The organism is Serratia nevei (genome assembly GCF_037948395.1).
GTDB lineage: Bacteria > Pseudomonadota > Gammaproteobacteria > Enterobacterales > Enterobacteriaceae > Serratia > Serratia nevei.
Map to the genome: position 1 here is coordinate 2,943,043 of NZ_CP149940.1, position 24,067 is coordinate 2,967,109.

Genomic DNA, 24,067 nt, shown 5'->3' on the forward strand with positions numbered 1-24,067 from the left:
AAAAACTACTGGACTGAATTGATCACGAACTCTTCAATCGCCTGCTGATTGCTCCATGACTTGGTTAACTTCACGGCCTCGGCCGCCTCAAGCCATTGGTAAGCGTGATGCTCGGTAATCACCGGATCGCGCTCCTCGGGCAACGCCAGACAGAACCAGTGCTCTTTATTGCGCGTGGTTCCCGGCGCATAGCGATGTCGCAAATGGACAAAGAGTTCAAACTCCACGCAGCGCTGGCAATCGAACAACGGCAGGTGCTCTGCTTCGATATCGATGCCGACTTCTTCCATGACTTCACGCTGCGCGGCATGCGGCGGCGACTCATCCTGTTCCAGGCTGCCGGTGACCGACTGCCAGAACTCGGTATCGTCGCGCCGCTGTAACATCAGCACCCGACCACTGGATTTCGCGTAAATCACTACCAGGATAGATTCAGGGCGCTTGTAACTCATCACTCGCTCTCTTGTTCCGCACCGGCTTTCTTTACCACGCTGATCGCCAGCTCCTGCAGCGACGCCGGGTTGGCGAAGCTCGGTGCGTCGGTCATCAGACAGGCCGCCGCGGTGGTTTTCGGGAAAGCGATGACGTCGCGGATGTTGTCGGTGCCGGTCAGCAGCATCACCAGACGATCCAGGCCGAAGGCCAGGCCCGCGTGCGGCGGCGTACCGTACTTCAACGCGTCCAGCAGGAAGCCGAACTTCTCGCGCTGTTCGTGTTCATTGATGCCCAGGATACTGAACACCGTTTGCTGCATTTCGCTGCGGTGAATACGCACCGAACCGCCGCCCACTTCGTAACCGTTGATCACCATGTCATAGGCGTTGGCGATGGCGTTGACCGGCGCTGCCGCCAGCTCTTCCGGGCTCATGTCGCGCGGCGAAGTGAACGGGTGGTGCATGGCCGCCAGGCCGCCCTCTTCGTCTTCTTCGAACATCGGGAAGTCAACCACCCACAGCGGCGCCCAGCTGTCGAGTTGGGTCAGCGCCAGATCGCGACCCAGCTTCAGACGCAGCGCGCCCATCGCATCGGTGACAATCTTGAAGCTGTCGGCGCCGAAGAACAGGATATCGCCGGTCTGCGCATCGGTGCGCGCCAGGACCGCTTCCAGCACGTCCGCGCTGAGGAATTTGGCGATCGGGCTCTGCACGCCTTCCATGCCGGCGGCGCGGTCGTTGACTTTCAGCCACGCCAGGCCTTTGGCGCCGTAGATGTTGACGAAAGCGCCGTACTCGTCGATCTGCTTGCGGGTCAGCTGTGCGCCGCCCGGTACGCGGATCGCCGCCACGCGGCCTTTGGCGTCGTTGGCCGGGCCGGAGAAGACTTTAAACTCGACGTCTTTGACCAGGTCAGCCACGTCCACCAGCTCCAGCGGGTTACGCAGGTCCGGCTTGTCGGAGCCAAAGCGACGCATCGCTTCGGCGAAGGTCATGACCGGGAAATCGCCCAGATCCACGCCCTTCACGTCCAGCCACAGCTCGCGCGCCAGTTTCTCCATCACTTCACGTACCTGATCGGCGGTCATGAAGGAGGTTTCGACGTCGATCTGGGTGAATTCAGGCTGACGGTCCGCACGCAGGTCTTCGTCACGGAAGCATTTGACGATCTGGTAGTAACGATCGAAGCCGGACATCATCAGCAGCTGTTTGAACAGCTGTGGGGACTGCGGCAGCGCGTAGAATTTGCCCTTGTGCACGCGGCTCGGCACCAGGTAATCGCGGGCACCTTCCGGCGTCGCCTTGGTCAGCATCGGCGTTTCGATATCGAGGAAGCCGTGGCTGTCCATGAAGCGGCGAACGAAGCTGGTGATTTTGGCGCGGGTCTTCAGACGCTCGGCCATTTCCGGGCGACGCAGATCCAGGTAGCGGTATTTCAGGCGCGCTTCTTCACTGTTGACCTGGTTGGAGTCCAGCGGCAGCGGCTCGGAGCGGTTGATGATTTCCAGCGCGTGGGCGAACACTTCCACTTCGCCGGTGGCCATATCTTTATTGATCTGGCTGTCCGGACGCGCACGCACGGTGCCGACGATCTGGATGCAGAACTCATTGCGCAGGTCGTAGGCCTTGTCGAACGCCACTTTCTGGTCCGGATCGAAGAACACCTGCACGATGCCTTCGCGGTCGCGCATATCAATAAAGATCAGGCCGCCGAGATCGCGACGACGATTGACCCAACCACACAGAGTGACTTCCTGGCCCACGTGGGACAGATTCAACTGCCCGCAATATTCAGTACGCATACGCTATCCTTTTACACAGCCGATGCCGCGCCGGGCTACTGCGCCCCTGTCGCGCGGCTGTTATCTGATAAATTCTACTTGTTACCCGGTTTAAAATCCGTCGCATACCAGCCGGTACCCTTAAGCTGGAAACCGGAGGACGAGATCAACTTGGTCAACGCGGGCTGCCCACACGCCGGGCAGTCTGCCAGCGGCGCATCGGAAAATTTTTGCAATTTCTCTAACCGATGGTTGCAAGCACCACATGCATATTCATAAATCGGCATAGGTCGTTGGATTAAAGAGTGTTGAAAAAAGGGAGTCATTATAAAGGAAATTCATCCGCCCGATAAGTGCGAACACAGCATTGTTACTGCACTAAATGGCGCGTTTTCGTTCGAATCAACACATCGATTAACAAATTTCCCATTAACCTGCGACAGTTTTTTCACGTAGCCTGATTCTCCCCCGGTTTGCGCCGTACGCTGCTCGCCTGGCGCGCCGAACAGTTTTTATCCACTTCGCAACGAGATGAAATCCATGCTGAAACTTGACGCCCAAACCACCGCTCTGGTGCTGATCGATTTGCAAAACGGCATTCTGCCCTACGCCGGCGGCCCGCACAGCGCCGACCAGGTAGTGGCGAACGCCGCCCTGCTGGCCGCGCGTTTTCGTCTGCTGGGCGCGCCGGTGCTGCTGGTGCGCGTCGGCTGGTCCGACACCTTCGCCGAAGCGCTGAAACAGCCGGTGGACAAACCGGCTCCCGCGCCCGCCGGCGGCTTGCCGGTCAGTTGGTGGGAGTTCCCCGCACCGCTGGCGGTCAATGACAGCGATATTCTGGTCACCAAACGCCAATGGGGCGCCTTCTACGGCACCGATCTGGATTTACAGCTGCGCCGCCGCGGCATCAAATCCGTGGTGCTGGGCGGCATCTCCACCAATATTGGCGTAGAGTCCACCGCGCGCGCCGCCTGGGAACACGGCTATGAACTGGTGATCGCCGAAGACGTCTGCAGCGCGCAGAACGCGGAAATGCACCGCTTCGCGTTCGAACACATCTTCCCACGTCTGGCGCGGGTGCGCGACACCGGCGAAATTCTTGCCGCGCTCGAGCGGTAACGTTAAGTTGTAGCCTGATGATCTCAGTAAAGGAAGACGACGCCGTGATCTACATCGGATTGCCGCAGTGGCAACATGCGGCCTGGAACCGCATCGGGCTGCGTGACTTGGCGGATTACAGCCGCTACTTCAACTGCGTGGAGGGTAACACCACCTTCTACGCGCTGCCGAAGCTGGAAATCGTGCAGCGCTGGCGCGACATGACCGGCGACGATTTTCGCTTCTGCTTCAAATTCCCGTCGGACATCAGCCACAAGGCTGCCCTGCGTAACTGCGCCGCCGAGCTGCAGGCGTTTTACCACTGCCTGAGCCCAGTGCATCAGCGCATCGGCCAACTGTGGCTGCAGTTGCCCGCCGCCTTCGGCCCTGACGAGCTGCCGCGCATGTGGCAATTCTTCGAAAGCCTGCCGAAGGAATTCACCTACGGTGTTGAAGTGCGTCATCCGGCGTTTTTCGCCAAGGGCGAGGCAGAGCGTGCGCTGAATCAGGGGTTGCACCAGCGCGGCATCAATCGGGTGATCCTCGACAGCCGCCCGGTGCATCACGCCGCCCCCCATACCGCCGCCGTGCGCGATGCGCAGCAGAAAAAACCGAAGCTGCCGGTGCATGCCCTGGTCACCGCCGACCAGCCGCTGGTGCGCTTTATCGGCGGCGATCAGCTGGCCGACAACCTGCGCTGGTTCGAAGCCTGGCAGCAAAAACTGCCGCTGTGGCAGCAACAGCATCAGCCTTATCTGTTTATTCATACGCCGGACAACGGCGATTCGCCCCAGCAGGCGCAAAAAATTTGGCAGCAGCTGCGCCTGGCGATCCCCGATTTGCCTGCGCCGCCGGACTGGCCGGAACAGGATGCACTGTTTTGACCTATTAATCTGACCAATAACATCAAATATTTCCCCGCGACAGTGAATACAATGACGGCTATGATGCTGGCTGCCAGTTTTGGTTAGGGAACGGAGTTAAAAATGGTAAGCGCGCTTTATGTGGTGCTCGGCGCATTGTTGTTGATCAAACTCTCTTATGACGTAGTCAGATTAAGGATGCAGTACCGCGTAGCCTACGGCGACGGCGGGTTCTACGAATTGCAGACCGCCATCCGCGTGCATGGCAACGCCGTTGAATACATTCCGATCGCTGCCGTATTGCTGGTGATCATGGAGATGAACGGCGCGGAAATCTGGATGATTCACCTCTGCGGCCTGATGCTGATGGCCGGGCGGCTGGTGCATTACTACGGTTTGCGCAACCGCGAGGTTCGCTGGCGCCGTTCAGGCATGGCCGCGACCTATATCTCTTTGCTGTTGATGGTTCTGGCAAATATCTTCTATCTGCCCTGGGATCTGATTTTCAGTCTGCATTGATCCCGTTTTATCATCAGGCGGCCGCGCCGCCTGCTTCCGCTCCGCTTTTTTACGCTTTTCTGTTAGACTACGCAGCTTCGAATTCTGAACTGATTTGCCGCTATGCCAAACCGCGATACCCTTTTCTCCGCCCCCATCGCCAAATTGGGCGACTGGACCTTCGACGAACGCGTTGCCGAAGTGTTCCCCGACATGATCCAACGCTCCGTTCCCGGCTATTCCAACATCATCTCGATGATCGGCATGCTGGCCGAACGCTTTGTGCAACCCGACAGCCGGGTATATGACCTGGGCTGCTCGCTGGGCGCGGCAACGCTGTCGATGCGGCGGAATATCAAGGTGCCCGGCTGCAATATCGTCGCCGTCGACAATTCGCCGGCGATGGTGGAACGTTGTCGCCGCCATATTGACGCCTTCCGCGCCGACACGCCGGTTGACGTCATCGAAGCCGACATTCGCGACATCGACATCGAGAACGCCTCGATGGTGGTGCTGAACTTTACGCTGCAGTTCCTCGAACCGGCCGATCGCCTGCGCCTGCTGGAGAAAATTTATCGCGGCCTGCGCCCGGGCGGCGCACTGGTGCTGTCGGAGAAGTTCAGCTTTGAAGACGCCGAAGTCGGCGAACTGCTGTTCAACATGCATCACGATTTCAAACGCGCCAATGGGTACAGCGAGCTGGAGATCAGCCAAAAACGCAGCATGCTGGAAAACGTGATGCTGACCGACTCGGTAGAGGCACATAAGGCGCGCCTGCATCAAGCCGGGTTCGAGCATGCCGAAGTGTGGTTCCAATGCTTCAACTTCGGTTCGCTGATCGCCCTGAAAGCGGGGGATGCGCAATGATCGAGTTCGGTGATTTCTATCAGCGCATCGCCAAAAGCCCCCTCAGCCATTGGCTGGACACCCTGCCTGCGCAGCTCAGCGCCTGGCAACGCGAATCGCTGCACGGCAAATTCAAACAGTGGTTTAACTCGGTAGAACATTTGCCGACGCTGACCCCAACCCGCCTCGATCTGCTGCACGGCGTACGCGCCGAGATGGAGCCTGCCCTGTCGCCGGGCCAGCTCGAGGGCATCGAGAAAATGCTGCGCACCCTGATGCCATGGCGTAAAGGGCCGTTCTCGCTGTATGGCATCGATATCGATACCGAATGGCATTCCGACTGGAAGTGGGATCGCGTGCTGCCGCACATTTCTCCGCTGGCCGGCCGCACCATTCTCGACGTCGGCTGCGGCAGCGGCTATCACCTGTGGCGCATGATCGGCGCCGGCGCACACTTTGCCGTCGGCATCGATCCGATGCAGCTGTTCCTGTGCCAGTTCGAAGCGGTGCGCAAGCTGTTGGGTGGCGATCAACGCGCCCACCTGCTGCCGCTCGGCATCGAGCAGTTGCCGGATCTGGCGGCGTTCGACACCGTGTTCTCAATGGGGGTGCTATATCACCGCCGCTCGCCGCTCGATCATCTCTATCAGCTGAAAAATCAGCTGGTGGCTGAAGGGGAGCTGGTGCTGGAAACGCTGGTGGTGGAAGGCGATCGCCACCAGGTGCTGGTGCCGGGCGATCGTTATGCACAGATGCGCAACGTGTATTTCATTCCTTCCGCCGAAGCGCTGAAATGCTGGCTGGAGAAGTGCGGTTTCGTCGACGTGAAGATCGCCGATATGTGCGTCACCAGCCTCGAAGAGCAGCGCCGCACCGACTGGATGACCAGCGAGTCACTGGCCGAATTCCTCGATCCGAACGATCGCAGCAAAACGATCGAAGGCTATCCGGCGCCCCTGCGCGCCGTGCTGACCGCCAAAAAACCCTAGCGTTCGCTAATCGGGCCGGCCTGAGCCGGCCCGAATTTACCCGTTGTCGACATCGACAATCCGCAGCTCATACACCATGGTCGCGTTCGGCGGGATCTGCGGCGCATAGCCCGTTTCTCCGTACGCCAACGCCGGCGGCACCACCATTGTCAGCGAACCATGATTTTTCAGATGGCCGATCGCCTCGCGGAACAACGGCGGATAGGCAGAGAGCGGCTGAGACATCACCTTCCCACTGCGATCCATATCCTGAATCACGCTGCCGTCGGTTAAGCTCTCTTTCACCACAATGTCTACCCGTGCGTTTTCCTTAATGGCTTCATCACCCACATAATCGATGCGATACCAGAAACCGGCAGGCGACTTCTGCGTGCCTTTCTTCTTTTTAAACTCGGTGACGAACGCCTCGCCCTTGCTGGTCTGCACCTTCGCCGCCTGGTTTCTGGCGTCGTTCACCGTTTTTTCCGACTCCGCCAGCGCGCGGGTCAACTGTGCATCGCTTAGTTGGTAATGGCCGTTGAAGGTATCGATCACGCCCGCCAGCAGCAGGGTTTTATCGGGATTGATGCCCCAATTTTTACGCTCCGCCAGCATCGTTTGAATATCGCGTCCCAAAGCGACACCGGCAGCATAGCTCTGCTGTTCCGGCTTTTTCTTGAGCGCCTGCGCATCAGGCAGCCATTTGGCCCGCGATCTCAGCCCGCTCAGCTCGTCTTGCAAAGCTTGCTGCGCCTGATGGGCGGCCGCCAGCTCCGTTGCCGTTTTATCCGCCTGCAGTGTCGCTTTATCCCGCTGCTGCGCAGCCTGCGCGCTTTCCGCCGTTACCACCGCCAAACGTTGTTCCAACGCTTTAGCTTGTTCGGTTTGCGTCTTGTTTTTTTCCTGCAGCTGCGCCAGCTGCTGCTGCAGTTCACCCGTCGCCTTGGCGGCTTCGGCCTTTTGCTGCGCCAGCGCCGTCTTCAGGCTTTTCTCTTGCTGCTCGGCCTGTTGGCGTTGACCATCACGCTCTTTCTGTAGCTGCGCCAGCTGCTGCTGAAGTTCACCCGCCGCCTTGGCGGCTTCGGCCTTTTGCTGCGCCAGCGCCGTCTTCAGGCTTTTCTCTTGCTGTTCGGCCTGTTGGCGTTGACCATCACGCTCTTTCTGTAGCTGCGCCAGCTGCTGCTGAAGTTCACCCGCCGCCTTGACGGCTTCGGCCTTTTGCTGCGCCAGCGCCGTCTTCAGGCTTTTCTCTTGCTGCTCAACCTGTTGGCGTTGATCATCACGCTCTTTCTGCAGCTGCGCCAGCTGCTGCTGAAGTTCACCCGTCGCCTTGGCGGCTTCGGCCTTTTGCTGCGCCAGCGCCGTCTTCAGGCTTTTCTCTTGCTGCCCACCCTGCTGCCGTTGGCCCTCCTGCTCTTTTTGCAGCTGCGCCAGCTGCTGCTGCAGTTCGCCCGTCAGCCTGGCAGCCTCGGCCTTCTGCTGTTCCAGCTCAGCGGCGGCCGCTTTTTTATCCTGCTCATAACGCTGGCGCGCTTTATCGTTGGTGGTCTGGGCCGCCGCCAGTTTCTCCTGCCAAGCCTTATCCGCCTGTTCAGGCAACGCCGCCAGCCGTTGTTCCAGCAAGGCAATGCGCCGGTCGCGCTCCTCGGTTTGCTGCTTTTGCCGCGCTAACGCCGCCTGCGCTTCGGCGATCTGCGCCTGAGCCTTGCGCTCCTGCGGCGTCAGGTTCAGTGCCTGTCGTACGCCGCTGGCGAAGTCGCTCAACGCGCTCAAATCAGGCGCCGGTGTCGGTTTATCGGCAGCGGTCAGGGACGACGCAACCCGCAACGCGGTCAACTCCTGTTGCAGGGATTGAAGAGCGGCTTGCTGTTGCTCCAATCGAGTCTCTTTCTCGCGCAGCGTCTTTTGCAACTGAGCCAGTTGCTTTCTCTGTGAGCTCGTTTCACGAGCTTGAACCGGCCGGGACGCCGGCTTTTGGCTTTCCTGGGATGGGGTAACCACGGTCTCGGCTGCCGGCGCGTCCTGCCGCTGGTAACGCTCGGCAAACTGCAATAATGCCGGCACGTCGTCATCCGCCCCGGCCACCGCCGGCGCAAACGCCAGCGGTATCATCAGGCTCAGTAAGGCCTTTCTTGCACGAGGGGTCATTGGGCGCGTTCTCCGCGCTCAGCCAGGCCGGTCATCATGGCAGAACTGATGTCCGCGCAAAGACGGCTGGTGCGATAACGATACAGGGCGTCGACGGTTTCCTGCGTGCCCGTGTTGACCCGCTGGCGTACCCCGGCATACTGCGCGGCGCCGCCCATCAAGGTATCGAATTCGCGTTTGAATTTTTGGTATTTTTCGTTATCCATGCCGCGCATGGCATCCAACTCGCGCTGGCACTGCTGCATGCGCTCGGCCTCACGCTGCCGTTTGTCTTGTTCCGCAATTTCTTCTGCGCTGGGCGGCTGGCTTAATGTAGAAACAGGTCGCTTGGCGGTCTGGCAGCCGGTCAGGGCCAACGTCAGTAAAAGCGCCGCGCTCAAACAGTGTGCCGTTCGGGTCATTATCGTTATCTCCTTGTTTAGTCCGCCGTTAACGCGCCCTGCGGCTGCGCCGACGGCTCTCCTCAATTGATGCTGTGATGTTCCGGCCATAAGGCAGGCGATGAACAGGTAAAAATACCGGCGCGGTGACGAGCGGCAGAACGCAAACCATTCACCACGGAAATACATACCAAAAAATCATTTAATATTATGATATTTAAAGGATTTTAACTCACAAACTTATCAGCAGGGCATGGCGATCGCAAGAAGAGATGGGGCCGCCGACCGAATAACAGCGTTGAAACGGTGCTGCGTCTTGACAAGGTACCAGGCCAACGCATGCTCCAATTGCCGCGGCCTGAACTTCACGCTGTATCAGCACCCAGCAAACTTCATCGACTTTTTGAAACGTCCATCCTGATTGAGAATCGTGTTGCCAACCAACAGGAGAAATTTCATGAACAATATGATTAGTGTTAATAACATCAGTGAATTGCGTAATCTGACGCCAGTTACAGATGACCAGATTGTCTTTTTAGTTTCTCACACCCCCGGACATTTCACCGGCGGCGGCGAATTCTATTATGCGAAAACGGATACAACCAGTGCGGACAATAACGGTACCGTGGTGGTTACAACGGGAGGAGCCCGCTGGAAACGACTGGATCAGAAACTGACTTTCGATCACTTCGGCGCTGATCCTAGTGGCACTTCCACCTCTGACGCAGCAATCAGCGCGACATTAAACTATGCCGCGAGTTTAAAAAACAAAGTGGTCTATGCTTCGGAAAATGCTCAATATCTGCTGACCAGCACTCAACCTATCAACGTCGCTAATGGCATCACAGTCAGAGGATCCCGCCGCGGTCTTGCTCAAGGCCCTGCAAGTCTTACAAACAATGGCCCTAATCGGGCAGGCCTTGCGGACGATAGTGCTTTCATCATCAAAAAGCCGGCAGGTGCGGTTTGTTTCGCCTGCGATAAGAACGTTGTCTTTGATGGTTGGTCGTTCCTCTATCCAGATCAGAAATATACTGCCACCCAGCCGGAGGCGTTTGTTCCATACGGGGCCACCATTACCGCAACCGGCGCTCTGTCAGTCGCCAACTGCCGTTATGTAGGCGCCTATGATTTTGTTGAAGCTCGTGGAGAAGCCAACAACTTTGAGAATATCTACGGTTGGGCAGTACGCTGCGACTACAGGGTTTATGAAAGCAGGGACATCAACAGATTTACCAATGTTCACGTCAATGCCAACGTCGTGCGCCCGACAGAAAACGCGGTGACTGCCTCTATCGCTGTAACCGGTTCTTGTGCTTTCAATCTCGATCGCCACGACAATACGTTTATGGTGAATGTGTTCTCTTATGGCAAAAAGATCTTTATCAAAACTACAACACAAGGAACCTCCTATTTAGGCGGCCTTAGCCTGAGCAATTTCATGGCTGACAGAAATGGTACCGGAATTGATATCGACTCGGATTCCTCCGCCAATATTCAAATCGCCAACGGTTCTTATATTAATGACTATGGTGATACCGTTGGGGGCTTCCTGGTATTAAGAAAGTCTACTGGCCAATCAAATATCACCCCAGTGCAAATCAGCAATGTTAACTTCGCTACCGCTAATGGACCGAAGGGTTCACTCTCTCCTCAGGCCGTTCGCTTCGAAGCGAACGGCGGGTATCAACTTTCATTCAGCAACACCGTCATGCCAATGTGGACGAACGGCAGTCTGAACAATGAAGCGGGTTACAACATTCTTAGAGGCACACTGAGCATTGCGCAACGCAGCTACCAGCTACATGCGGCTCCGCTAAATTGTTTGACGAACAGCAATATGATCGCCATCGGTGCTGACAAACAGCCTGTAGGCTGGTTTATTGACGGAAATCTGACGGCGGATAGCAATATCCTGACCGCCAATGGAGATAACCCGGCTTATAAAGGTTTAGGTCAACGTATTCATCGGAGCATGGGACTGAGAACATTCTGGGCCATCGCATCCTCTATCGGCGATCAATCTACCGCGCAAGCTTCGACTGGCATTTGGGCCCGCTCGTTCAACGATAACTATACCGACACTGTCGAGAGCAATGAAGCTATTCCCTGGATACGCATCGGCAACCTTTACTACGCGCGTTTTGTCATGAACAACAATCGCACTATCCACGATATCCTGATCAATCCCGGAAATGGCAATAATGCGGTGCGCGTTTTAAACTGCGGCATTACTCCGGGCGAAGTCTTCAACTTCTCGCCCGATGCACAGCACTAATCATCCACATGACTAGTCCTGGCATAGGTTGACACTTTTATGCCTGTAAAACGCCTGATGCACCGCATCGGGCGTTTTATATTTTAGCGACTGGTGTAGTGGCACAGTGAATTTGGCCACCTGATTAAAGGTGATATTCTCACCTCAACATAAAATAGGTGACTTAATGAACAAGAGAACTAAGCGTACTTTTACCCCTGAGTTCAGGCTGGAATGTGCACAGCTGATCGTTGATAAGGGCTACTCATATCGACAAGCCAGTGAAGCGGTTAATGTTGGTTCTACCACGCTTGAATCTTGGGTACGCCAGCTCAGACGAGAGCGCCAGTTCGCTGTACCGGAGCCAGACCGGGTATGGTACGGAGATATTACTTATATCTGGGCAGGAAATCGCTGGTGCTATCTGGCGGTCGTAATGGATCTTTTTGCCCGCAGAGTTATCGGCTGGAGTCTGTCAGCGAATGCCGATACAGCACTGATAAGCAACGCTCTGCGGATGGCATATGAGACGCGTAGCCAACCGCGTGATGTCATGTTCCATAGCGATCAGGGAAGCCAGTATACAGGCCTGAAATATCAGCAACTTCTCTGGCGTTACAGAATAAAGCAAAGCGTCAGTCGGCGGGGAAACTGCTGGGATAACAGCCCGATGGAACGCTTCTTCCGCAGCCTGAAAACAGAATGGGTACCAGCGAATGGCTACGTGGGCAAAGACGAAGCCCGGCGGCAAATCAATCGCTATATATTGAATTACTACAATAGCGTCAGACCACATCATTATAACGGTGGACTGACGCCAGAAGAATCAGAGAACAGATACCGTTCTTACTGTAAAACCGTGGCCAATATTACTTGACCACTACATTTCGCCTTTTTCAACCTGCTCAACAACAGCAATTTTAAAAGACAAAGGATAGTCGCGTTGTGTGCGTTTAAACTCGGCCATTATCACGTTCTCCGGATTTAAGTCGAAAACGTGTCAACGCTATTCAGGACGGGTCAAAGACATAAAAAAAGCCCCGGCAAAACGCCGGGGCCTGGTACTTGCGCGATCGCCGAGGGCTCAGTGACACGCAAAGGGGTCTTACGGCCCGGAAACCGGTTTTCAAACGCGGTTAGCTGCGTGATTATGCGCTTTGCGCCAGGGGATCAACCAAGGCCAGCGCGTTTTTCATCGCCTCCACCATTTCGCCATCCACGCAATAATGGCTAAATTCGTCAAACTCGTTATCGGAGCACATGGTGACGCCCGCCTTGCGGTAACGCATGGTCGATGGCACCAGATGGCCGGAAGAGCTGTGCAGTTCATGCAGACCGATGTCGACAAACTTGTGCAGATTGCTGAGGCGCACGCCGGCACCCGCCATGATCACCGGGCCATGACTGGCCTGGCGCAAATCTCGCAGCAGCGGCAGGCCCAGTTCGGCGCTCTGCTGTTGGCCGGAGGTTAGAATGCGCGCTACGCCCAGCTCGGTCAGTTGTTCCAACGCCACCATCGGGTTTTGGCACATGTCGAACGCGCGATGGAACGTCACCGCCATGCCCTCGCACAGCTTCATCACTTCGCGCATGCGCGGCAGATCGATGTGCCCTTCTTCGTCCAGCATGCCGACCACTACGCCGGGGAACCCCATCTCGCGGATCTGGCGGAGATCCTGTTTGATCACCTCGAAATCCACCGCGCCGTAGCAGAAATCGCCACCGCGAGGACGAACGATCGGATGCACCGGGATCGCCACCCGCTCGCGCGCCAGACGCAGCGTGCCATAGCTCGGCGTCAATCCCCCCTCGCTCTGGCTGGCGCACAACTCGATACGATCGGCGCCTGCCCGTTCGGCCGTCAGCGCGCAGTCGACGCTAAAGCAACAAACTTCCAGTTTTATCATTGTCACCCCCAGATAACGGCCAACATACGGCGGCAATTGTTCATTTCTTCATTTCTCACGTAGGCTCATGCTTAGGCATAAACCGGCTCAGGGTTGTAACTATGGCATTCAATTTTGATCAATGGGTAGACCGCAGTCACAGTGACAGCGTTAAGTGGGATAAATATCGCGACCGCGACATTATTCCGCTTTGGGTCGCCGACAGTGATTTCACCTCACCGCCGGCGGTGATCGAAGCCTTGCAGCGTCGCGTGGCGCACGGCGTATTCGGCTACACTCACCCATCCCCTGATCTTATTGAGGTTTTTACCCGCCGCATGGTAGAGCGCTACGGCTGGCACATCAAGCCTGAATGGATCATTTTCCTGCCTGGGCTGGTGTGCGGCCTGAACCTGTGCGTGCGAGCCTGCACCGAAGAACACCAGAGCACGCTGGCCCCCTCTCCCATTTATCCGCCGTTCCGCAAAGCGGCCAAATTCGCCGGGCGTAAGCACCTCTCGGTGCCGCTAACGGCGGTAGGCCAACGCTGGGTGTTGGACTTCCCCGTGATGCGTGATCGGCTTAGCGGCAACGAGAAGCTTCTGTTGCTGTGCAACCCGCAGAATCCCGGTGGCACCGTTTATCGCCGGGATGAGCTGTTGCAGCACCATCAGTTCGCTCGCGAGCACGATTTAATCGTCTGTTCCGATGAAATCCACTGCGAGCTGCTGCTTGAACCCGGCGTGCGGCATACCCCTTTCGCTACCCTGAATGACGATGCGGCCCAACGCAGCGTGACGCTGATGTCGCCGTCAAAAACGTTTAATCTTGCCGGGCTGGGCGCTTCACTGGCGATCGTTCCCAACGAAGCGCTGCGACAAAGGCTGAAACGCGCGCGCAGCGGCATCGTGCCGGAGGTCAATCTGCTGGCGCTGGTGGCAGCGCAGGCGGCTTATCAATACGGGCAGCCCTGGCTGGACGAGCAGCTGATTTATCTACGTGCCAATCGCGATCGGCTGACCGAGCGCATCAACGCCATGCCGGGGTTGACGGTTTTGCCAATCGAAGCCACCTACCTGGCGTGGATCGATTGCAGCGCTTTACCGGTGGACAACCCGCATCAGTTCTTCGAACGCGCGGGCGTAGGATTAAGCGCCGGTTTGGATTTCGGCGATCGGCGCTTTGTGCGGCTTAACTTTGGTTGCCGGTGGGCCCTGCTCGATGAAGCGCTCGATCGCATGGCGCGAGCCTGTGCGGCACTGCCCGGCTAACCTTGTTCGCTGGCGACGATATCTCGAATGGAATAAGGATGAAACTTTATCGTCACCGTTCCGTCGGTGATGGCCAGCGTCGGGTTCGGTAGCCGCTCGCCCTCGCCTTTTGGCGAGCTTTGCTTCAGTTTGATCCCCGGGGCCAGCAGCGCTTCATCGGCAAGGTAGCTCAACGCCCGGGCGTGCAGCGTCTGCGGATCGCCACTGAGCACTAATTCGACGTGTTCCCAACCTTCGTGCGGATAGCGTTTCTCCCCGGGATACGGCAGCTCGACGCAGTCTATCTGCCACGGCCCCACGGCCAGCGGCTGCGACAAATCGAACAGACAGATAGGTCGCCCGTTGATCATCGACTCGGACAGCAGTGTCCCGCACTGCATCAGCCCCTGGCGCCAGCGTTCGGCAGTGGCGTTCTGATGACAGCGCAGAGAGATGTGATCGGCGGTAAACGCGGCCAGATCAAGCCGCAATTTGGCGGCAAATTGATGCAATGCCTGCTCGAAACGCGGCAGGTCGAGCACCAGGTCGTCCAGCTCGGCAATGGCCTGCAAGGGGGTGGTCATAGAAACCTCAAAACAACGGAACGTATGTGAAACGCCGTAATTTACACGGTGGCGACAGCGCTCGCCAGCATTGCGAGGTTTTTCAGCAGCCGTTCAGAATGATTTTTGGTTGCGGACAGGGAGAATAAAAACCAGCTTTTTATTAAGATGACAACTTATTAAATCAACAGATAAATAAAAAATAAGAATTTTCGCAATCCATTATACCTTTTCTTCATGACGCTATGATTTAAGTTATTTTGCACAAAACCCTCTGCAGCCCATTGGCCAATCCGATTGAATAGTCTGGTTTAATCAACCCTAACCCACTTATCAAACCCACACAAAAAACAATCACAACCCATTGTAAAAGAAGAAAATAAACAAAATTAATTGATGAAAAACTAAGGATTATCTTAATTTAACCCCGAACAATTGATTCACCAAGATAACTCGGCTACTTTGGAGGAAATTTAAATTCGAGATGATCATTATGTTATTGCTGACGATATCCTTGGTGTTGATAATTATCGCCGTATACGCCATCTACCGTCATTTCAAATCACGCAGCGGCAACACGCTGGATGCCGGTCGCCGCAATAAAAAGCGCTAGCTTTGCAACTCTCCCCTTCGTACATTCTGTCAGGTCATTCTGCTTTCACCTTCCGGCCATCAACGCGCCGCACCCGACAACAGTTTCATCGCTGCGGCCGCGCCAACTGCTGACGGGCTCCGTCAGATCGGTTACAATTGCAGGCTGTTTTGTGGAGGCCGCCCATCGCGCCCGCCACCGTTGAATCCCACAGGGGTTGGCTTCAGCCCCTCGTTCGTCATTAAGGTAACCCGGTGAATATTCAGGTTCTTCTTTCAGATAAAGTCAGCCAGGCGCTGATCGCCGCTGGCGCGCCAGCCGATTGCGAAGCGCAGGTCCGCCCATCCGCCAAGGCGCAGTTTGGTGATTACCAGGCCAATGGCGTGATGTCCGTCGCCAAAAAGCTGGGCATGCCGCCCCGTCAACTGGCGGAAAAAGTGGTGCAACTGCTGGATCTCGGCGACGTCGCCGCTAAAGTGGAAATCGCCGGCCCCGGCTTTATCAACATCTTCCTGAACAGCGACTGGGTCGCGCGCCAGGCCGACCGAGTGCTAAACGCACCGAAACTGGGCATCGCACCGGTTGAGCCGCAAACTATCGTTATCGACTACTCCGCGCCGAACGTGGCGAAAGAGATGCACGTCGGCCACCTGCGCTCCACCATCATCGGCGACGCCGCGGCACGTACTCAGGAGTTTCTGGGCCATAAAGTGATCCGCGCCAACCACGTCGGCGACTGGGGCACCCAGTTCGGCATGCTGATTGCCTACCTGGAAAAAATGCAGAATGAAAACGCCAGCGACATGGGCCTGTCCGATCTGGAACAGTTCTACCGCGAAGCCAAGAAGCATTACGACGAAGATGCCGAGTTCGCCGAACGCGCGCGCGCTTACGTCGTGAAGCTGCAGGGCGGCGATCAGTACTGTCTGAAAATGTGGCGCAAGCTGGTCGACATCACCATGGCGCAAAACCAGCTGACCTATAACCGCCTGAACGTCACGCTGACCGAAGACGACGTGATGGGCGAAAGTCTGTATAACGCGATGCTGCCGGGCATCGTCGCCGATCTGAAAGCCAAAGGGCTGGCGGTGGAAAGCGAAGGCGCTACCGTGGTGTTCCTCGACGAATACCAGAACAAGGACGGCGATCCGATGGGCGTCATCATCCAGAAAAAGGATGGCGGCTACCTCTACACCACCACCGACATCGCCTGCGCCAAGTATCGCTACGAAACCCTGGGTGCCAATCGCGTCCTGTATTACATCGACTCCCGTCAGCATCAGCACCTGATGCAGGCCTGGACCATCGTGCGCAAGGCCGGTTACGTGCCGGAGTCCGTCTCGCTGGAACACCACATGTTCGGCATGATGCTGGGCAAAGACGGCAAGCCGTTCAAAACCCGCTCGGGCGGTACGGTGAAGCTCTCCGACCTGCTGGATGAGGCCATCGAACGCGCCGAACAGCTGATCGCCGGCAAAAACCCGGATATGCCGGAAGACGAAATGAAAACCGTGGCCCGCGTGGTCGGCATCGGCGCGGTGAAATACGCCGATCTGTCGAAAAGCCGCACCACCGACTATGTCTTCGACTGGGATAACATGCTGGCCTTCGAAGGCAATACCGCGCCTTATATGCAATACGCCTATACCCGTGTGGCATCGGTATTCAAACGCGCCGGCATCGACGAAACCAGCCTGACGCTGCCGCTGACGCTGACCGAAGAGCGCGAAATTGCGCTGGCCACCCGCCTGCTGCAGTTCGAAGAAGTGCTCACCACCGTCGCGCGTGAAGGCACGCCTCACGTCATGTGCAGCTACCTGTACGATCTGGCCGGCCTGTTCTCCGGTTTCTACGAGCACTGCCAGATCCTGAACGCCGACAGCGAAGAAGTGCGTCAGAGCCGCCTGAAGCTGGCGCTGCTGACCTCAAAAACGCTGAAAACCGGTCTGGATACGCTGGGCATCGAAACCGTCGAACGCATGTAAACTGCGCCGCCCAGAAAGCAAAAAGGTCGCCCAGGCGACCTTTTTTTACGCTTGCCTTTGGCTCAGGCGACCCGGCGAGCAAAATCGCGCGGGCGGAAGCCCAACCCGGCCAGCACGCCAAAGTACGCCAACACACCGGCCACCACCACCGCAGCCAAGCGCAGCAAACGCTCCAGCATGTTGCCCTGATCCCAGGCAGGCATCAGCCACATCGCGCCAATCAACACGGCCGACATCACCAGCACGGCGATCACCAGCTTGGTGAGGAACAGCGCCCACCCCGGCTGCGGCTGGAAAATCTTCTGCTTGCGCAGTTGCCAATACAGCAGCGAGGCGTTCAGACATGCCGCCAAACCGATCGACAGCGCCAGGCCGGCATGCTTCAGCGGGCCAATAAACGCCAGGTTCATCACCTGCGTCATAATCAGCGTAATGATGGCGATCTTGACCGGCGTTTTGATGTCCTGCCGCGAATAGAAGCCCGGCGCCAGCACTTTAACCACGATCAGCCCCATCAGCCCTACCGAGTAAGCCACCAGCGCACGCTGCGTCATCGCCGCGTCAAAGGCGCTGAATTTGCCATACTGGAACAGCGAAACGGTCAGCGGCTTGGCCAAAATGCCGAGCGCAATGGCGCTCGGCAACGCCAGCAGGAAGCACAGGCGCAGCCCCCAATCCATCAGGCGCGAATACTCGTCGTGGTTGCCGCTCGAGAAGCTTTTGGCCAGCGACGGCAGCAGGATGGTGCCCAAGGCCACGCCCAGCACGCCGGAAGGAAACTCCATCAGGCGGTCGGCGTAGTACATCCAGGACACCGAGCCGGACACCAGGAACGAAGCGAAAATGGTGTTGATGATCAGCGAGATTTGGCTGACCGACACCCCGAGGATCGCCGGCCCCATCTGGCGCATCACGCGCCAGACCCCGGCATCGCCCAGCTTGAGGCGCGGCAATACCAGCATGCCGATCTTGCGCAGGTGCGGCAGCTGATACCCCAGCTGCAGCACGCCGCCCACCACCACCGCCCAGGCCAGCGCCAGCACCGGCGGATTGAAATACGGGGCCGCGAACAGCGCGAAGCCGATCATGCTGACGTTAAGCAGCGTTGGCGCAAAGGCCGGGATCGAGAAGCGGTTCCAGGTATTGAGGATCGCCCCCACCAGCGACGCCAGTGAGATCAACAGAATATAGGGGAATGTGATGCGCAGCAGCGCCGACGTCAGGGCAAACTTGTCGGGCGTATCGGTAAAGCCCGGCGCGGTGATATAGATCACCCAGGGCGCGGCCAGCATCCCCAGCACCGTCACCACCGCCAGCACCAGCGTCAACAGCCCGGAGACATAGGCGATAAAAGTGCGCGTCGCCTCTTCACCCTGCTGGCTCTTGTATTCGGCCAGGATCGGCACGAAGGCCTGCGAAAATGCCCCTTCGGCAAAGATACGGCGTAACAGATTAGGGAGTTTGAACGCCACGAAGAAGGCGTCCGTTGCCATGCCGGCCCCGAACACGCGCGCGACGATTGCATCGCGGGCAAAGCCCAACACCCGCGAAAACATCGTCATCGAGCTGACGGCAGCCAAGGATTTGAGTAGGTTCATGTGGTTGTCTGATAGGTACCGTAAATATCAACGCCTGCAACAGCAGGCGTCAGTGAAACAATCGGCTCAGTTTACGCATCCGGAAAAGAATAGCTACCGCCATATGTTACATAGAGTTATCCCGCAGCAAACGCTCGACCACCCGCTGGGCGACCAGCGCCTGTTCGCCGCCGGTTTCCGGCGCGCTCTGGTTGGCGACGGCGCTGAGGAAATGCCGCACCGCCCCATCGAAGCCGCGTTGCACCAGCGTGCTTTGCCAGCCCGGCACCGGCTGTTCCAACTCGCCCTGCGCATCTTCACGCCGCCAGTGGCGCATGTCGGTCAACTGATACAGCGCACCGTCGGTCACCGCCTGCACGCTTTCACGCTGGCTGCCGCCCCGGCGATGCATGCTGGTCGTCACCTGCGTGTCGCCGCAGGCGAAGTGGTGTTCGGCATACAGCATTTCACCGGCGGCGTTGGCCTGCAAACGGCCGCTCAGCAGTTGCTCGTGCCCGCCCGCCAGCCACAGCGCGGTGTCCACCACGTGCAGATAGTCATCCAACAGGGTAAAACGCAGATCGTGCGGGCCGACGCTGTCCGTCCGATGCTTGTCCATACGAATGGAAGCCGGCTGGTTCATTTGCTGTTTGAGCTGCCGGTAAAGCGGCGCGAAACGGCGGTTGAACCCCACCATCAGCGTTTTGCCTCGCCGCTCGGCCAACTCGAGCAACTGCTCGCCCTGCTCCAGCGTTTCCGCCAGCGGCTTATCGACGTAAACGTGCACGCCGCGGTTCAGCAGCTCGCCTATCACGGAAAAATGGCTGGCGGTGCTGCTGTGGACAAAAACCGCGTCGCACTGTTCGGCCAGGCTGTCCAGACGGGAGAAACAGGCCATGCGGTAGCTGTCGCATAGCGGCTGCGCTTTTTGCTGATTGGGCGAAAAACCGCCCACCAGCGTCCAATCCGCCGCCTGGCCGAGGATTGGCAGGTAAGCCTTCTGCGCAATACTGCCCAATCCCACCACGCCCACACGCAATTTAGTCATTCGCTTCCCTCGCCAACAGATGTTGCACCAGCCGTTTCAATTCCGATACTTCGTTTTCCAATGCGCTGACCCTGGTGCTCAGGTCGCCGTCGACCTCAGACTCAAGCGCCGCCGGCACTTCATCAATCTGGCCGCTGAACAGATGCATGAACCGGCTTTCGCGTTTGCCCGGCTCACGCGCCAGGCGCACCACGAACGGGCCATCTTCGCGCGTAGCCAGCTGCTGCAGCACCTGTTCGACCTCGCTGACATCGTTGAACTCGTGCATCCGGTTGGTGCGGGTGCGCAGCTCGCCCGGCGTTTGCGCGCCGCGCAGCAATAAGGTGGCGATCACCGCCAGTTCGGCGGGCGAGAGTTTCAGTTGGCCGAACTCGGAGTTGCAAAACCGCTGTTCATACTTGACTACCCGGTTGCCGAACCCGCTGAGGGTGCGCAGGAAATGTTTGCGCAGCAACAGATCGAGCAGTTGCTGCACTTCACTTTCGCTCAGATCCATTACCGGCTCGCGGTTGGTTTTTTGGTTGCACGCCAGGGTAATGGCGTTAAGCGAAAGCGGGTATTGGTCCGGGGTCGTGACCTGTTTTTCTAACAGGCAGCCGATGACCCGCGCCTCTTTGGCGTTCAATTCATATTTCATCGTTTGGCCTCAACGTGGGGGTAACCACTCTTTATTGGTGTATGCCGTCAAAACGTGGTCTTGCCACTTGCCGTCGATCAGCAGGTAATCCTTGGCGTAACCTTCACGTTCGAATCCCAGACGCGTCAGCAGTGCGCCGCTGCGCTGGTTGTGAGGCATATAGTTGGCCATGATGCGGTGCATGCGCTGTTGGCGCAGCATATAGCGGATAGCGGACTGCAAGGCTTCGAACATCAGCCCTTGCCCCTGCCATTTCTCCCCCAGCGAATAACCGAGGAAACAGGCATGAAACGAACCGCGCAGCACGTTGCTGAAGTTCGCCACGCCGCGCACTTCCTGCTCTTCCGGATCGAGCAGGATAAAATAGTAGGCGCTGCCCTGCTTTTGCATTTCGGTGATCATGCCCAGGCGCGCCTGCCAGCCGGAAGGATAACAGTGGCTTTCGTCGCGCACCGGCTCCCAGGGTTTGAGAAAGGTCCGGTTCTCAGCATAATAATCCGCCAGGCGATAGGCATCCCGTTCATGCACTAAACGGACCACCATCCGGTCGGTTGTAAGACGTACTTTTGGCGATGCAGAGCGATAGCCGAACATCATTTCCCCCGCAGTCAAAACGGTTCGATAAGAAGTATTTATTAGGAAGCCGAGCGGCTCATTATCCTGTGCCGATCTTTTGCCATGGTTTTATTTTGCCAATAGCGCCGCAGAACTGCGCTTCCCTGCATTCAATATAACCGTAGCCCGCCCCCGAGGTAAAATCCCGGCCGCTCAGTAAATCGCCGAATACGCGTTTTACGGCGTTTTTCCGCCAATTTTGCAGCTCAGGTAACACCTTGACGATAAAAAAATATTATCTATGCCGCCCCTGTCGCCGTACGGGAATTGGGTAGAGAATGGAACGGCTATCTCCCCTTCTTTCTTAATTGCTCATGGTGAAGCATGTCTCTGGTGTCGCAAGCGCGCAGCTTGGGTAAATATTTTCTGTTGCTCGATAACCTGCTGGTGGTGTTAGGCTTCTTTGTCGTCTTTCCGCTTATTTCGATCCGCTTCGTCGATCAGCTGGGCTGGGCGGCGCTGATCGTCGGCATCGCGCTGGGTTTGCGCCAGCTGTTGCAACAAGGGCTCGGCATCTTTGGCGGCGCCATTGCCGATCGTTTCGGCGCCAAGCCGATGATCGTCACCGGCATGTTGCTGCGCGCCGCCGGGTTCGCCACCATGGCGATGGCCGATGAACCCTGGATCCTGTGGTTCTCCTGCGCGCTTTCCGCCCTCGGCGGCACGTTATTCGATCCGCCGCGCACCGCTTTGGTGATCAAACTGACCCGTCCGCACGAGCGCGGCCGCTTTTTCTCGCTGCTAATGATGCAGGACAGCGCCGGCGCGGTGGTCGGCGCGCTGATCGGCAGTTGGCTGCTGCAGTACGACTTTCACTTTGTCTGCTGGGTCGGGGCGGCGATCTTCGTGCTGGCTGCCGGTTGGAATGCCTGGTTACTGCCGGCTTATCGCATCTCCACCGTACGCGTGCCGATGAAAGAAGGCCTGTTGCGGGTTCTGCGCGATCGCCGCTTCCTCACCTATGTCCTGACGCTGACCGGTTACTACATGCTGGCGGTGCAGGTGATGCTGATGATGCCTATCGTGGTCAACGAAATTGCCGGTTCACCGGCGGCGGTGAAATGGATGTACGCGATCGAAGCGGCGCTGTCGCTGTCGCTGCTCTATCCGTTGGCGCGTTGGGGTGAAAAACACTTCCGGCTTGAACAGCGCCTGATGGCGGGTCTGCTGCTGATGACGCTCAGCCTGCTGCCGATCGGTCTCGCCACCAGCCTGCAGGGGGTCTTCACGCTGATCTGCTGCTTCTATCTGGGCTCGATCATCGCCGAGCCGGCGCGCGAAACGCTGAGCGCTTCGCTGGCCGATCCGCGTGCGCGCGGCAGCTACATGGGCTTCAGCCGCCTCGGTTTGGCGCTGGGCGGCGCATTGGGCTATACCGGCGGCGGCTGGATGTACGATACCGGACGGGCGATGAATATGCCGGAACTGCCCTGGTTGCTGCTCGGGGCCGTCGGTTTTGCCACGCTGCTGGCGCTGTACTGGCAATTCAGCCCGCGGGGCAACGCGTCGATGATGCTGCGCGGCGGTTAACGCCATAGAAATCCGGCCGAATCGGCAACAGCTGCTATCCTGTTAGTAAAAACCCCACAGGAGCCCGTCGGCATGATTGAAGAAGCGAAGTTACCGCAACTGCTCGAACATATGATACTGAACCTGCGCATGATTTATGCGCGCTCCACCCTAGTGGAAAAAGCGCTGGCCCACATCATCGCCGGCGACAGCGCGCTGAAAAGCGATATCATCAAACAGCTGCAGGTCGTCTCCGCCGCCAACGAGCGCGATCAGGTCGATCTGGAACAGGCCCGCATTCACCTGATCGATGTGCTCAATTCGGTACCGGCCAAGAAATAACGCCCCTCGCCCGCGCCTGTTGCGCGGGCAATGTCGCAATAACGCACCATCCAACACACGCGCTTCAAGACAGCCTCGGTAAGCTGTGGTAACTATTGCTGTTAAAACCTGACAACCCGGAGCAAGCATGAAACTGTTCATTTACGATCATTGCCCCTTCTGCGTTAAAGCCCGTATGATTTTCGGCCTGAAGCGCCAGCCGATTCGGCTGGTCACCTTGCTCAACGACGACGAGACGACCCCATTCAACCTGATTGGCACAAAAATGGTGCCAATCCTGATCAAAGACGACGGCGAAGCGATGCCGGAAAGCCTGGATATCGTGCGCTATGTCGATAGCCTGGACGGCAAGCCGGTGCTGACCGGTAGCACCAACCCGGCCATTGCCGAGTGGCTGCAGCGGGTCGGCAGTTACAGCGCCAAATTGCTGCTGCCGCGTATTGCGCATGCCGATTTCGAAGAGTTCGCCACCGACAGCGCCCGCCGTTACTTTATCGATAAAAAACAGGCGGCTATCGGTGATTTTGCCGAACATCTCGCCAACAGTGCCGATCTGATCGCCGAACTGGAAGCCGACCTGCAAGCGCTGTCGCCGCTGATCGTCTCCGCCGACGCGGTAAACGGCGAGCTGTCCGAGGACGACATTCACCTGTTCCCGCTGTTGCGCTCGTTATCGATCGTCGCCGGGGTTGCGCTGCCGGACAACGTGGAAGCCTACCGCAACCGCATGGCGCAGCGCAGCGAGGTGCCGTTGCTGCTGGATATGGAACAATAACGTTCGAGAATGACA

General features: G+C 57.6%; 23 protein-coding genes. 12 read left to right on the forward strand and 11 right to left on the reverse strand.

Translation table 11 applies throughout. The features are described from left to right. Positions 1 to 5: 5 nt before the first annotated feature. The 3 genes from nudB to V8N38_RS14145 all read right to left on the reverse strand — a co-directional run bounded on the left by nudB (position 6) and on the right by V8N38_RS14145 (position 2,541). Positions 6 to 452, reverse strand: a complete 447-nt coding sequence (gene nudB / locus V8N38_RS14135; protein WP_019452808.1) for a dihydroneopterin triphosphate diphosphatase — start codon at positions 450 to 452, stop codon at positions 6 to 8. Continuing rightward, the gene (aspS, locus tag V8N38_RS14140) at positions 452 to 2,236 is read right to left on the reverse strand and encodes an aspartate--tRNA ligase (RefSeq protein ID WP_060423918.1); all 1,785 of its coding nucleotides are present in this window, start codon (positions 2,234 to 2,236) and stop codon (positions 452 to 454) included. Before aspS ends, nudB begins: the two co-directional genes overlap by 1 nt. A 74-nt stretch (positions 2,237 to 2,310) precedes the next feature. Then, positions 2,311 to 2,541, reverse strand: coding sequence for an FmdB family zinc ribbon protein (locus V8N38_RS14145; protein ID WP_320204121.1), 231 nt, complete (start codon positions 2,539 to 2,541; stop codon positions 2,311 to 2,313). 214 nt (positions 2,542 to 2,755) lie between these two features. Here V8N38_RS14145 and V8N38_RS14150 point away from each other — a divergent pair, with 214 nt between their 5' ends. The 5 genes from V8N38_RS14150 to cmoB all read left to right on the forward strand — a co-directional run bounded on the left by V8N38_RS14150 (position 2,756) and on the right by cmoB (position 6,509). After that, positions 2,756 to 3,334 carry a hydrolase gene (locus tag V8N38_RS14150; RefSeq protein ID WP_060424110.1) on the forward strand — a complete coding sequence of 193 codons (579 nt, stop codon included), beginning with the start codon at positions 2,756 to 2,758 and terminating at the stop codon, positions 3,332 to 3,334. Between the two features lie 47 nt (positions 3,335 to 3,381). Continuing rightward, positions 3,382 to 4,197 (forward strand): DUF72 domain-containing protein, encoded by an 816-nt coding sequence (locus V8N38_RS14155; protein WP_100395852.1) that lies wholly within the window; start codon positions 3,382 to 3,384, stop codon positions 4,195 to 4,197. Between the two features lie 102 nt (positions 4,198 to 4,299). Further along, on the forward strand, positions 4,300 to 4,695 hold the full coding sequence (locus V8N38_RS14160; protein ID WP_004932387.1) for an MAPEG family protein: 396 nt from the start codon (positions 4,300 to 4,302) through the stop codon (positions 4,693 to 4,695). Positions 4,696 to 4,797: 102 nt separating this feature from the next. After that, positions 4,798 to 5,541, forward strand: coding sequence for a carboxy-S-adenosyl-L-methionine synthase CmoA (gene cmoA / locus V8N38_RS14165; RefSeq protein WP_049202466.1), 744 nt, complete (start codon positions 4,798 to 4,800; stop codon positions 5,539 to 5,541). Next, the gene (cmoB, locus tag V8N38_RS14170) at positions 5,538 to 6,509 is read left to right on the forward strand and encodes a tRNA 5-methoxyuridine(34)/uridine 5-oxyacetic acid(34) synthase CmoB (protein ID WP_060439776.1); all 972 of its coding nucleotides are present in this window, start codon (positions 5,538 to 5,540) and stop codon (positions 6,507 to 6,509) included. The genes cmoA and cmoB overlap by 4 nt, the downstream gene beginning before the upstream one ends. A gap of 36 nt (positions 6,510 to 6,545) precedes the next feature. Here cmoB and V8N38_RS14175 read toward each other — a convergent pair whose 3' ends face one another. Continuing rightward, the gene (locus tag V8N38_RS14175) at positions 6,546 to 8,636 is read right to left on the reverse strand and encodes an FKBP-type peptidyl-prolyl cis-trans isomerase N-terminal domain-containing protein (protein ID WP_147839862.1); all 2,091 of its coding nucleotides are present in this window, start codon (positions 8,634 to 8,636) and stop codon (positions 6,546 to 6,548) included. Continuing rightward, positions 8,633 to 9,037: a hypothetical protein gene (locus tag V8N38_RS14180; protein ID WP_060425843.1), complete on the reverse strand. Its 405-nt coding sequence runs from the start codon at positions 9,035 to 9,037 to the stop codon at positions 8,633 to 8,635. The genes V8N38_RS14175 and V8N38_RS14180 overlap by 4 nt, the downstream gene beginning before the upstream one ends. A 436-nt stretch (positions 9,038 to 9,473) precedes the next feature. Here V8N38_RS14180 and V8N38_RS14185 point away from each other — a divergent pair, with 436 nt between their 5' ends. Together V8N38_RS14185 and V8N38_RS14190 are read left to right on the forward strand one after the other, a co-directional pair. Next, entirely contained in the window at positions 9,474 to 11,294 is a 1,821-nt protein-coding gene (locus V8N38_RS14185; protein WP_087762684.1) for an exopolysaccharide biosynthesis protein, read from the forward strand. A 130-nt stretch (positions 11,295 to 11,424) separates the two neighbouring features. Then, entirely contained in the window at positions 11,425 to 12,150 is a 726-nt protein-coding gene (locus tag V8N38_RS14190; protein ID WP_147839861.1) for an IS3 family transposase, read from the forward strand. Positions 12,151 to 12,421: 271 nt separating this feature from the next. On the opposite strand, the gene cutC is transcribed toward V8N38_RS14190, so the two are convergent. Beyond that, positions 12,422 to 13,180: a copper homeostasis protein CutC gene (gene cutC / locus V8N38_RS14195; protein ID WP_038877351.1), complete on the reverse strand. Its 759-nt coding sequence runs from the start codon at positions 13,178 to 13,180 to the stop codon at positions 12,422 to 12,424. 101 nt (positions 13,181 to 13,281) lie between these two features. On the opposite strand from cutC, the gene V8N38_RS14200 reads away from it, so the two are divergent. Further along, entirely contained in the window at positions 13,282 to 14,430 is a 1,149-nt protein-coding gene (locus tag V8N38_RS14200; protein ID WP_087762682.1) for a MalY/PatB family protein, read from the forward strand. Here V8N38_RS14200 and V8N38_RS14205 read toward each other — a convergent pair. Then, positions 14,427 to 14,993 carry a VOC family protein gene (locus V8N38_RS14205; protein WP_060423939.1) on the reverse strand — a complete coding sequence of 189 codons (567 nt, stop codon included), beginning with the start codon at positions 14,991 to 14,993 and terminating at the stop codon, positions 14,427 to 14,429. The two genes, V8N38_RS14200 and V8N38_RS14205, sit on opposite strands and share 4 nt — an antisense overlap. Before the next feature lie 825 nt (positions 14,994 to 15,818). Between V8N38_RS14205 and argS the strand changes: the two genes are divergently transcribed. After that, on the forward strand, positions 15,819 to 17,549 hold the full coding sequence (gene argS / locus V8N38_RS14210) for an arginine--tRNA ligase (protein WP_060423941.1): 1,731 nt from the start codon (positions 15,819 to 15,821) through the stop codon (positions 17,547 to 17,549). Positions 17,550 to 17,611: 62 nt separating this feature from the next. Here the strand turns inward: argS and murJ are convergent, their stop codons facing one another. The 4 genes from murJ to rimJ form a co-directional block, all read right to left on the reverse strand. Then, on the reverse strand, positions 17,612 to 19,147 hold the full coding sequence (gene murJ / locus V8N38_RS14215) for a murein biosynthesis integral membrane protein MurJ (RefSeq protein ID WP_147839860.1): 1,536 nt from the start codon (positions 19,145 to 19,147) through the stop codon (positions 17,612 to 17,614). Between the two features lie 106 nt (positions 19,148 to 19,253). Further along, entirely contained in the window at positions 19,254 to 20,174 is a 921-nt protein-coding gene (locus V8N38_RS14220; protein ID WP_147839859.1) for a Gfo/Idh/MocA family protein, read from the reverse strand. After that, on the reverse strand, positions 20,167 to 20,811 hold the full coding sequence (locus V8N38_RS14225; RefSeq protein ID WP_100395674.1) for a YceH family protein: 645 nt from the start codon (positions 20,809 to 20,811) through the stop codon (positions 20,167 to 20,169). Before V8N38_RS14225 ends, V8N38_RS14220 begins: the two co-directional genes overlap by 8 nt. Before the next feature lie 9 nt (positions 20,812 to 20,820). Further along, positions 20,821 to 21,405 (reverse strand): ribosomal protein S5-alanine N-acetyltransferase, encoded by a 585-nt coding sequence (rimJ, locus tag V8N38_RS14230; protein WP_025159814.1) that lies wholly within the window; start codon positions 21,403 to 21,405, stop codon positions 20,821 to 20,823. 345 nt (positions 21,406 to 21,750) lie between these two features. On the opposite strand from rimJ, the gene mdtH reads away from it, so the two are divergent. The 3 genes from mdtH to grxB all read left to right on the forward strand — a co-directional run bounded on the left by mdtH (position 21,751) and on the right by grxB (position 24,052). Further along, positions 21,751 to 22,956, forward strand: coding sequence for a multidrug efflux MFS transporter MdtH (mdtH, locus tag V8N38_RS14235; RefSeq protein ID WP_070914703.1), 1,206 nt, complete (start codon positions 21,751 to 21,753; stop codon positions 22,954 to 22,956). A gap of 72 nt (positions 22,957 to 23,028) precedes the next feature. Next, positions 23,029 to 23,277 (forward strand): hypothetical protein, encoded by a 249-nt coding sequence (locus V8N38_RS14240; RefSeq protein ID WP_049202450.1) that lies wholly within the window; start codon positions 23,029 to 23,031, stop codon positions 23,275 to 23,277. A gap of 127 nt (positions 23,278 to 23,404) precedes the next feature. Then, entirely contained in the window at positions 23,405 to 24,052 is a 648-nt protein-coding gene (gene grxB / locus V8N38_RS14245) for a glutaredoxin 2 (protein WP_060423952.1), read from the forward strand. Positions 24,053 to 24,067 lie beyond the last annotated feature (15 nt).

Coding starts and splice junctions, on each gene's coding strand:
- nudB (WP_019452808.1), bottom strand. CDS start 452: ATGAGTTACAAGCGCCCTGAATCTATCCTGGTAGTGATTTACGCGAAA.
- aspS (WP_060423918.1), bottom strand. CDS start 2,236: ATGCGTACTGAATATTGCGGGCAGTTGAATCTGTCCCACGTGGGCCAG.
- V8N38_RS14145 (WP_320204121.1), bottom strand. CDS start 2,541: ATGACTCCCTTTTTTCAACACTCTTTAATCCAACGACCTATGCCGATT.
- V8N38_RS14150 (WP_060424110.1), top strand. CDS start 2,756: ATGCTGAAACTTGACGCCCAAACCACCGCTCTGGTGCTGATCGATTTG.
- V8N38_RS14160 (WP_004932387.1), top strand. CDS start 4,300: ATGGTAAGCGCGCTTTATGTGGTGCTCGGCGCATTGTTGTTGATCAAA.
- cmoA (WP_049202466.1), top strand. CDS start 4,798: ATGCCAAACCGCGATACCCTTTTCTCCGCCCCCATCGCCAAATTGGGC.
- cmoB (WP_060439776.1), top strand. CDS start 5,538: ATGATCGAGTTCGGTGATTTCTATCAGCGCATCGCCAAAAGCCCCCTC.
- V8N38_RS14175 (WP_147839862.1), bottom strand. CDS start 8,636: ATGACCCCTCGTGCAAGAAAGGCCTTACTGAGCCTGATGATACCGCTG.
- V8N38_RS14180 (WP_060425843.1), bottom strand. CDS start 9,037: ATGACCCGAACGGCACACTGTTTGAGCGCGGCGCTTTTACTGACGTTG.
- V8N38_RS14185 (WP_087762684.1), top strand. CDS start 9,474: ATGAACAATATGATTAGTGTTAATAACATCAGTGAATTGCGTAATCTG.
- cutC (WP_038877351.1), bottom strand. CDS start 13,180: ATGATAAAACTGGAAGTTTGTTGCTTTAGCGTCGACTGCGCGCTGACG.
- V8N38_RS14200 (WP_087762682.1), top strand. CDS start 13,282: ATGGCATTCAATTTTGATCAATGGGTAGACCGCAGTCACAGTGACAGC.
- V8N38_RS14205 (WP_060423939.1), bottom strand. CDS start 14,993: ATGACCACCCCCTTGCAGGCCATTGCCGAGCTGGACGACCTGGTGCTC.
- murJ (WP_147839860.1), bottom strand. CDS start 19,147: ATGAACCTACTCAAATCCTTGGCTGCCGTCAGCTCGATGACGATGTTT.
- V8N38_RS14220 (WP_147839859.1), bottom strand. CDS start 20,174: ATGACTAAATTGCGTGTGGGCGTGGTGGGATTGGGCAGTATTGCGCAG.
- V8N38_RS14225 (WP_100395674.1), bottom strand. CDS start 20,811: ATGAAATATGAATTGAACGCCAAAGAGGCGCGGGTCATCGGCTGCCTG.
- rimJ (WP_025159814.1), bottom strand. CDS start 21,405: ATGTTCGGCTATCGCTCTGCATCGCCAAAAGTACGTCTTACAACCGAC.
- mdtH (WP_070914703.1), top strand. CDS start 21,751: ATGTCTCTGGTGTCGCAAGCGCGCAGCTTGGGTAAATATTTTCTGTTG.
- V8N38_RS14240 (WP_049202450.1), top strand. CDS start 23,029: ATGATTGAAGAAGCGAAGTTACCGCAACTGCTCGAACATATGATACTG.
- grxB (WP_060423952.1), top strand. CDS start 23,405: ATGAAACTGTTCATTTACGATCATTGCCCCTTCTGCGTTAAAGCCCGT.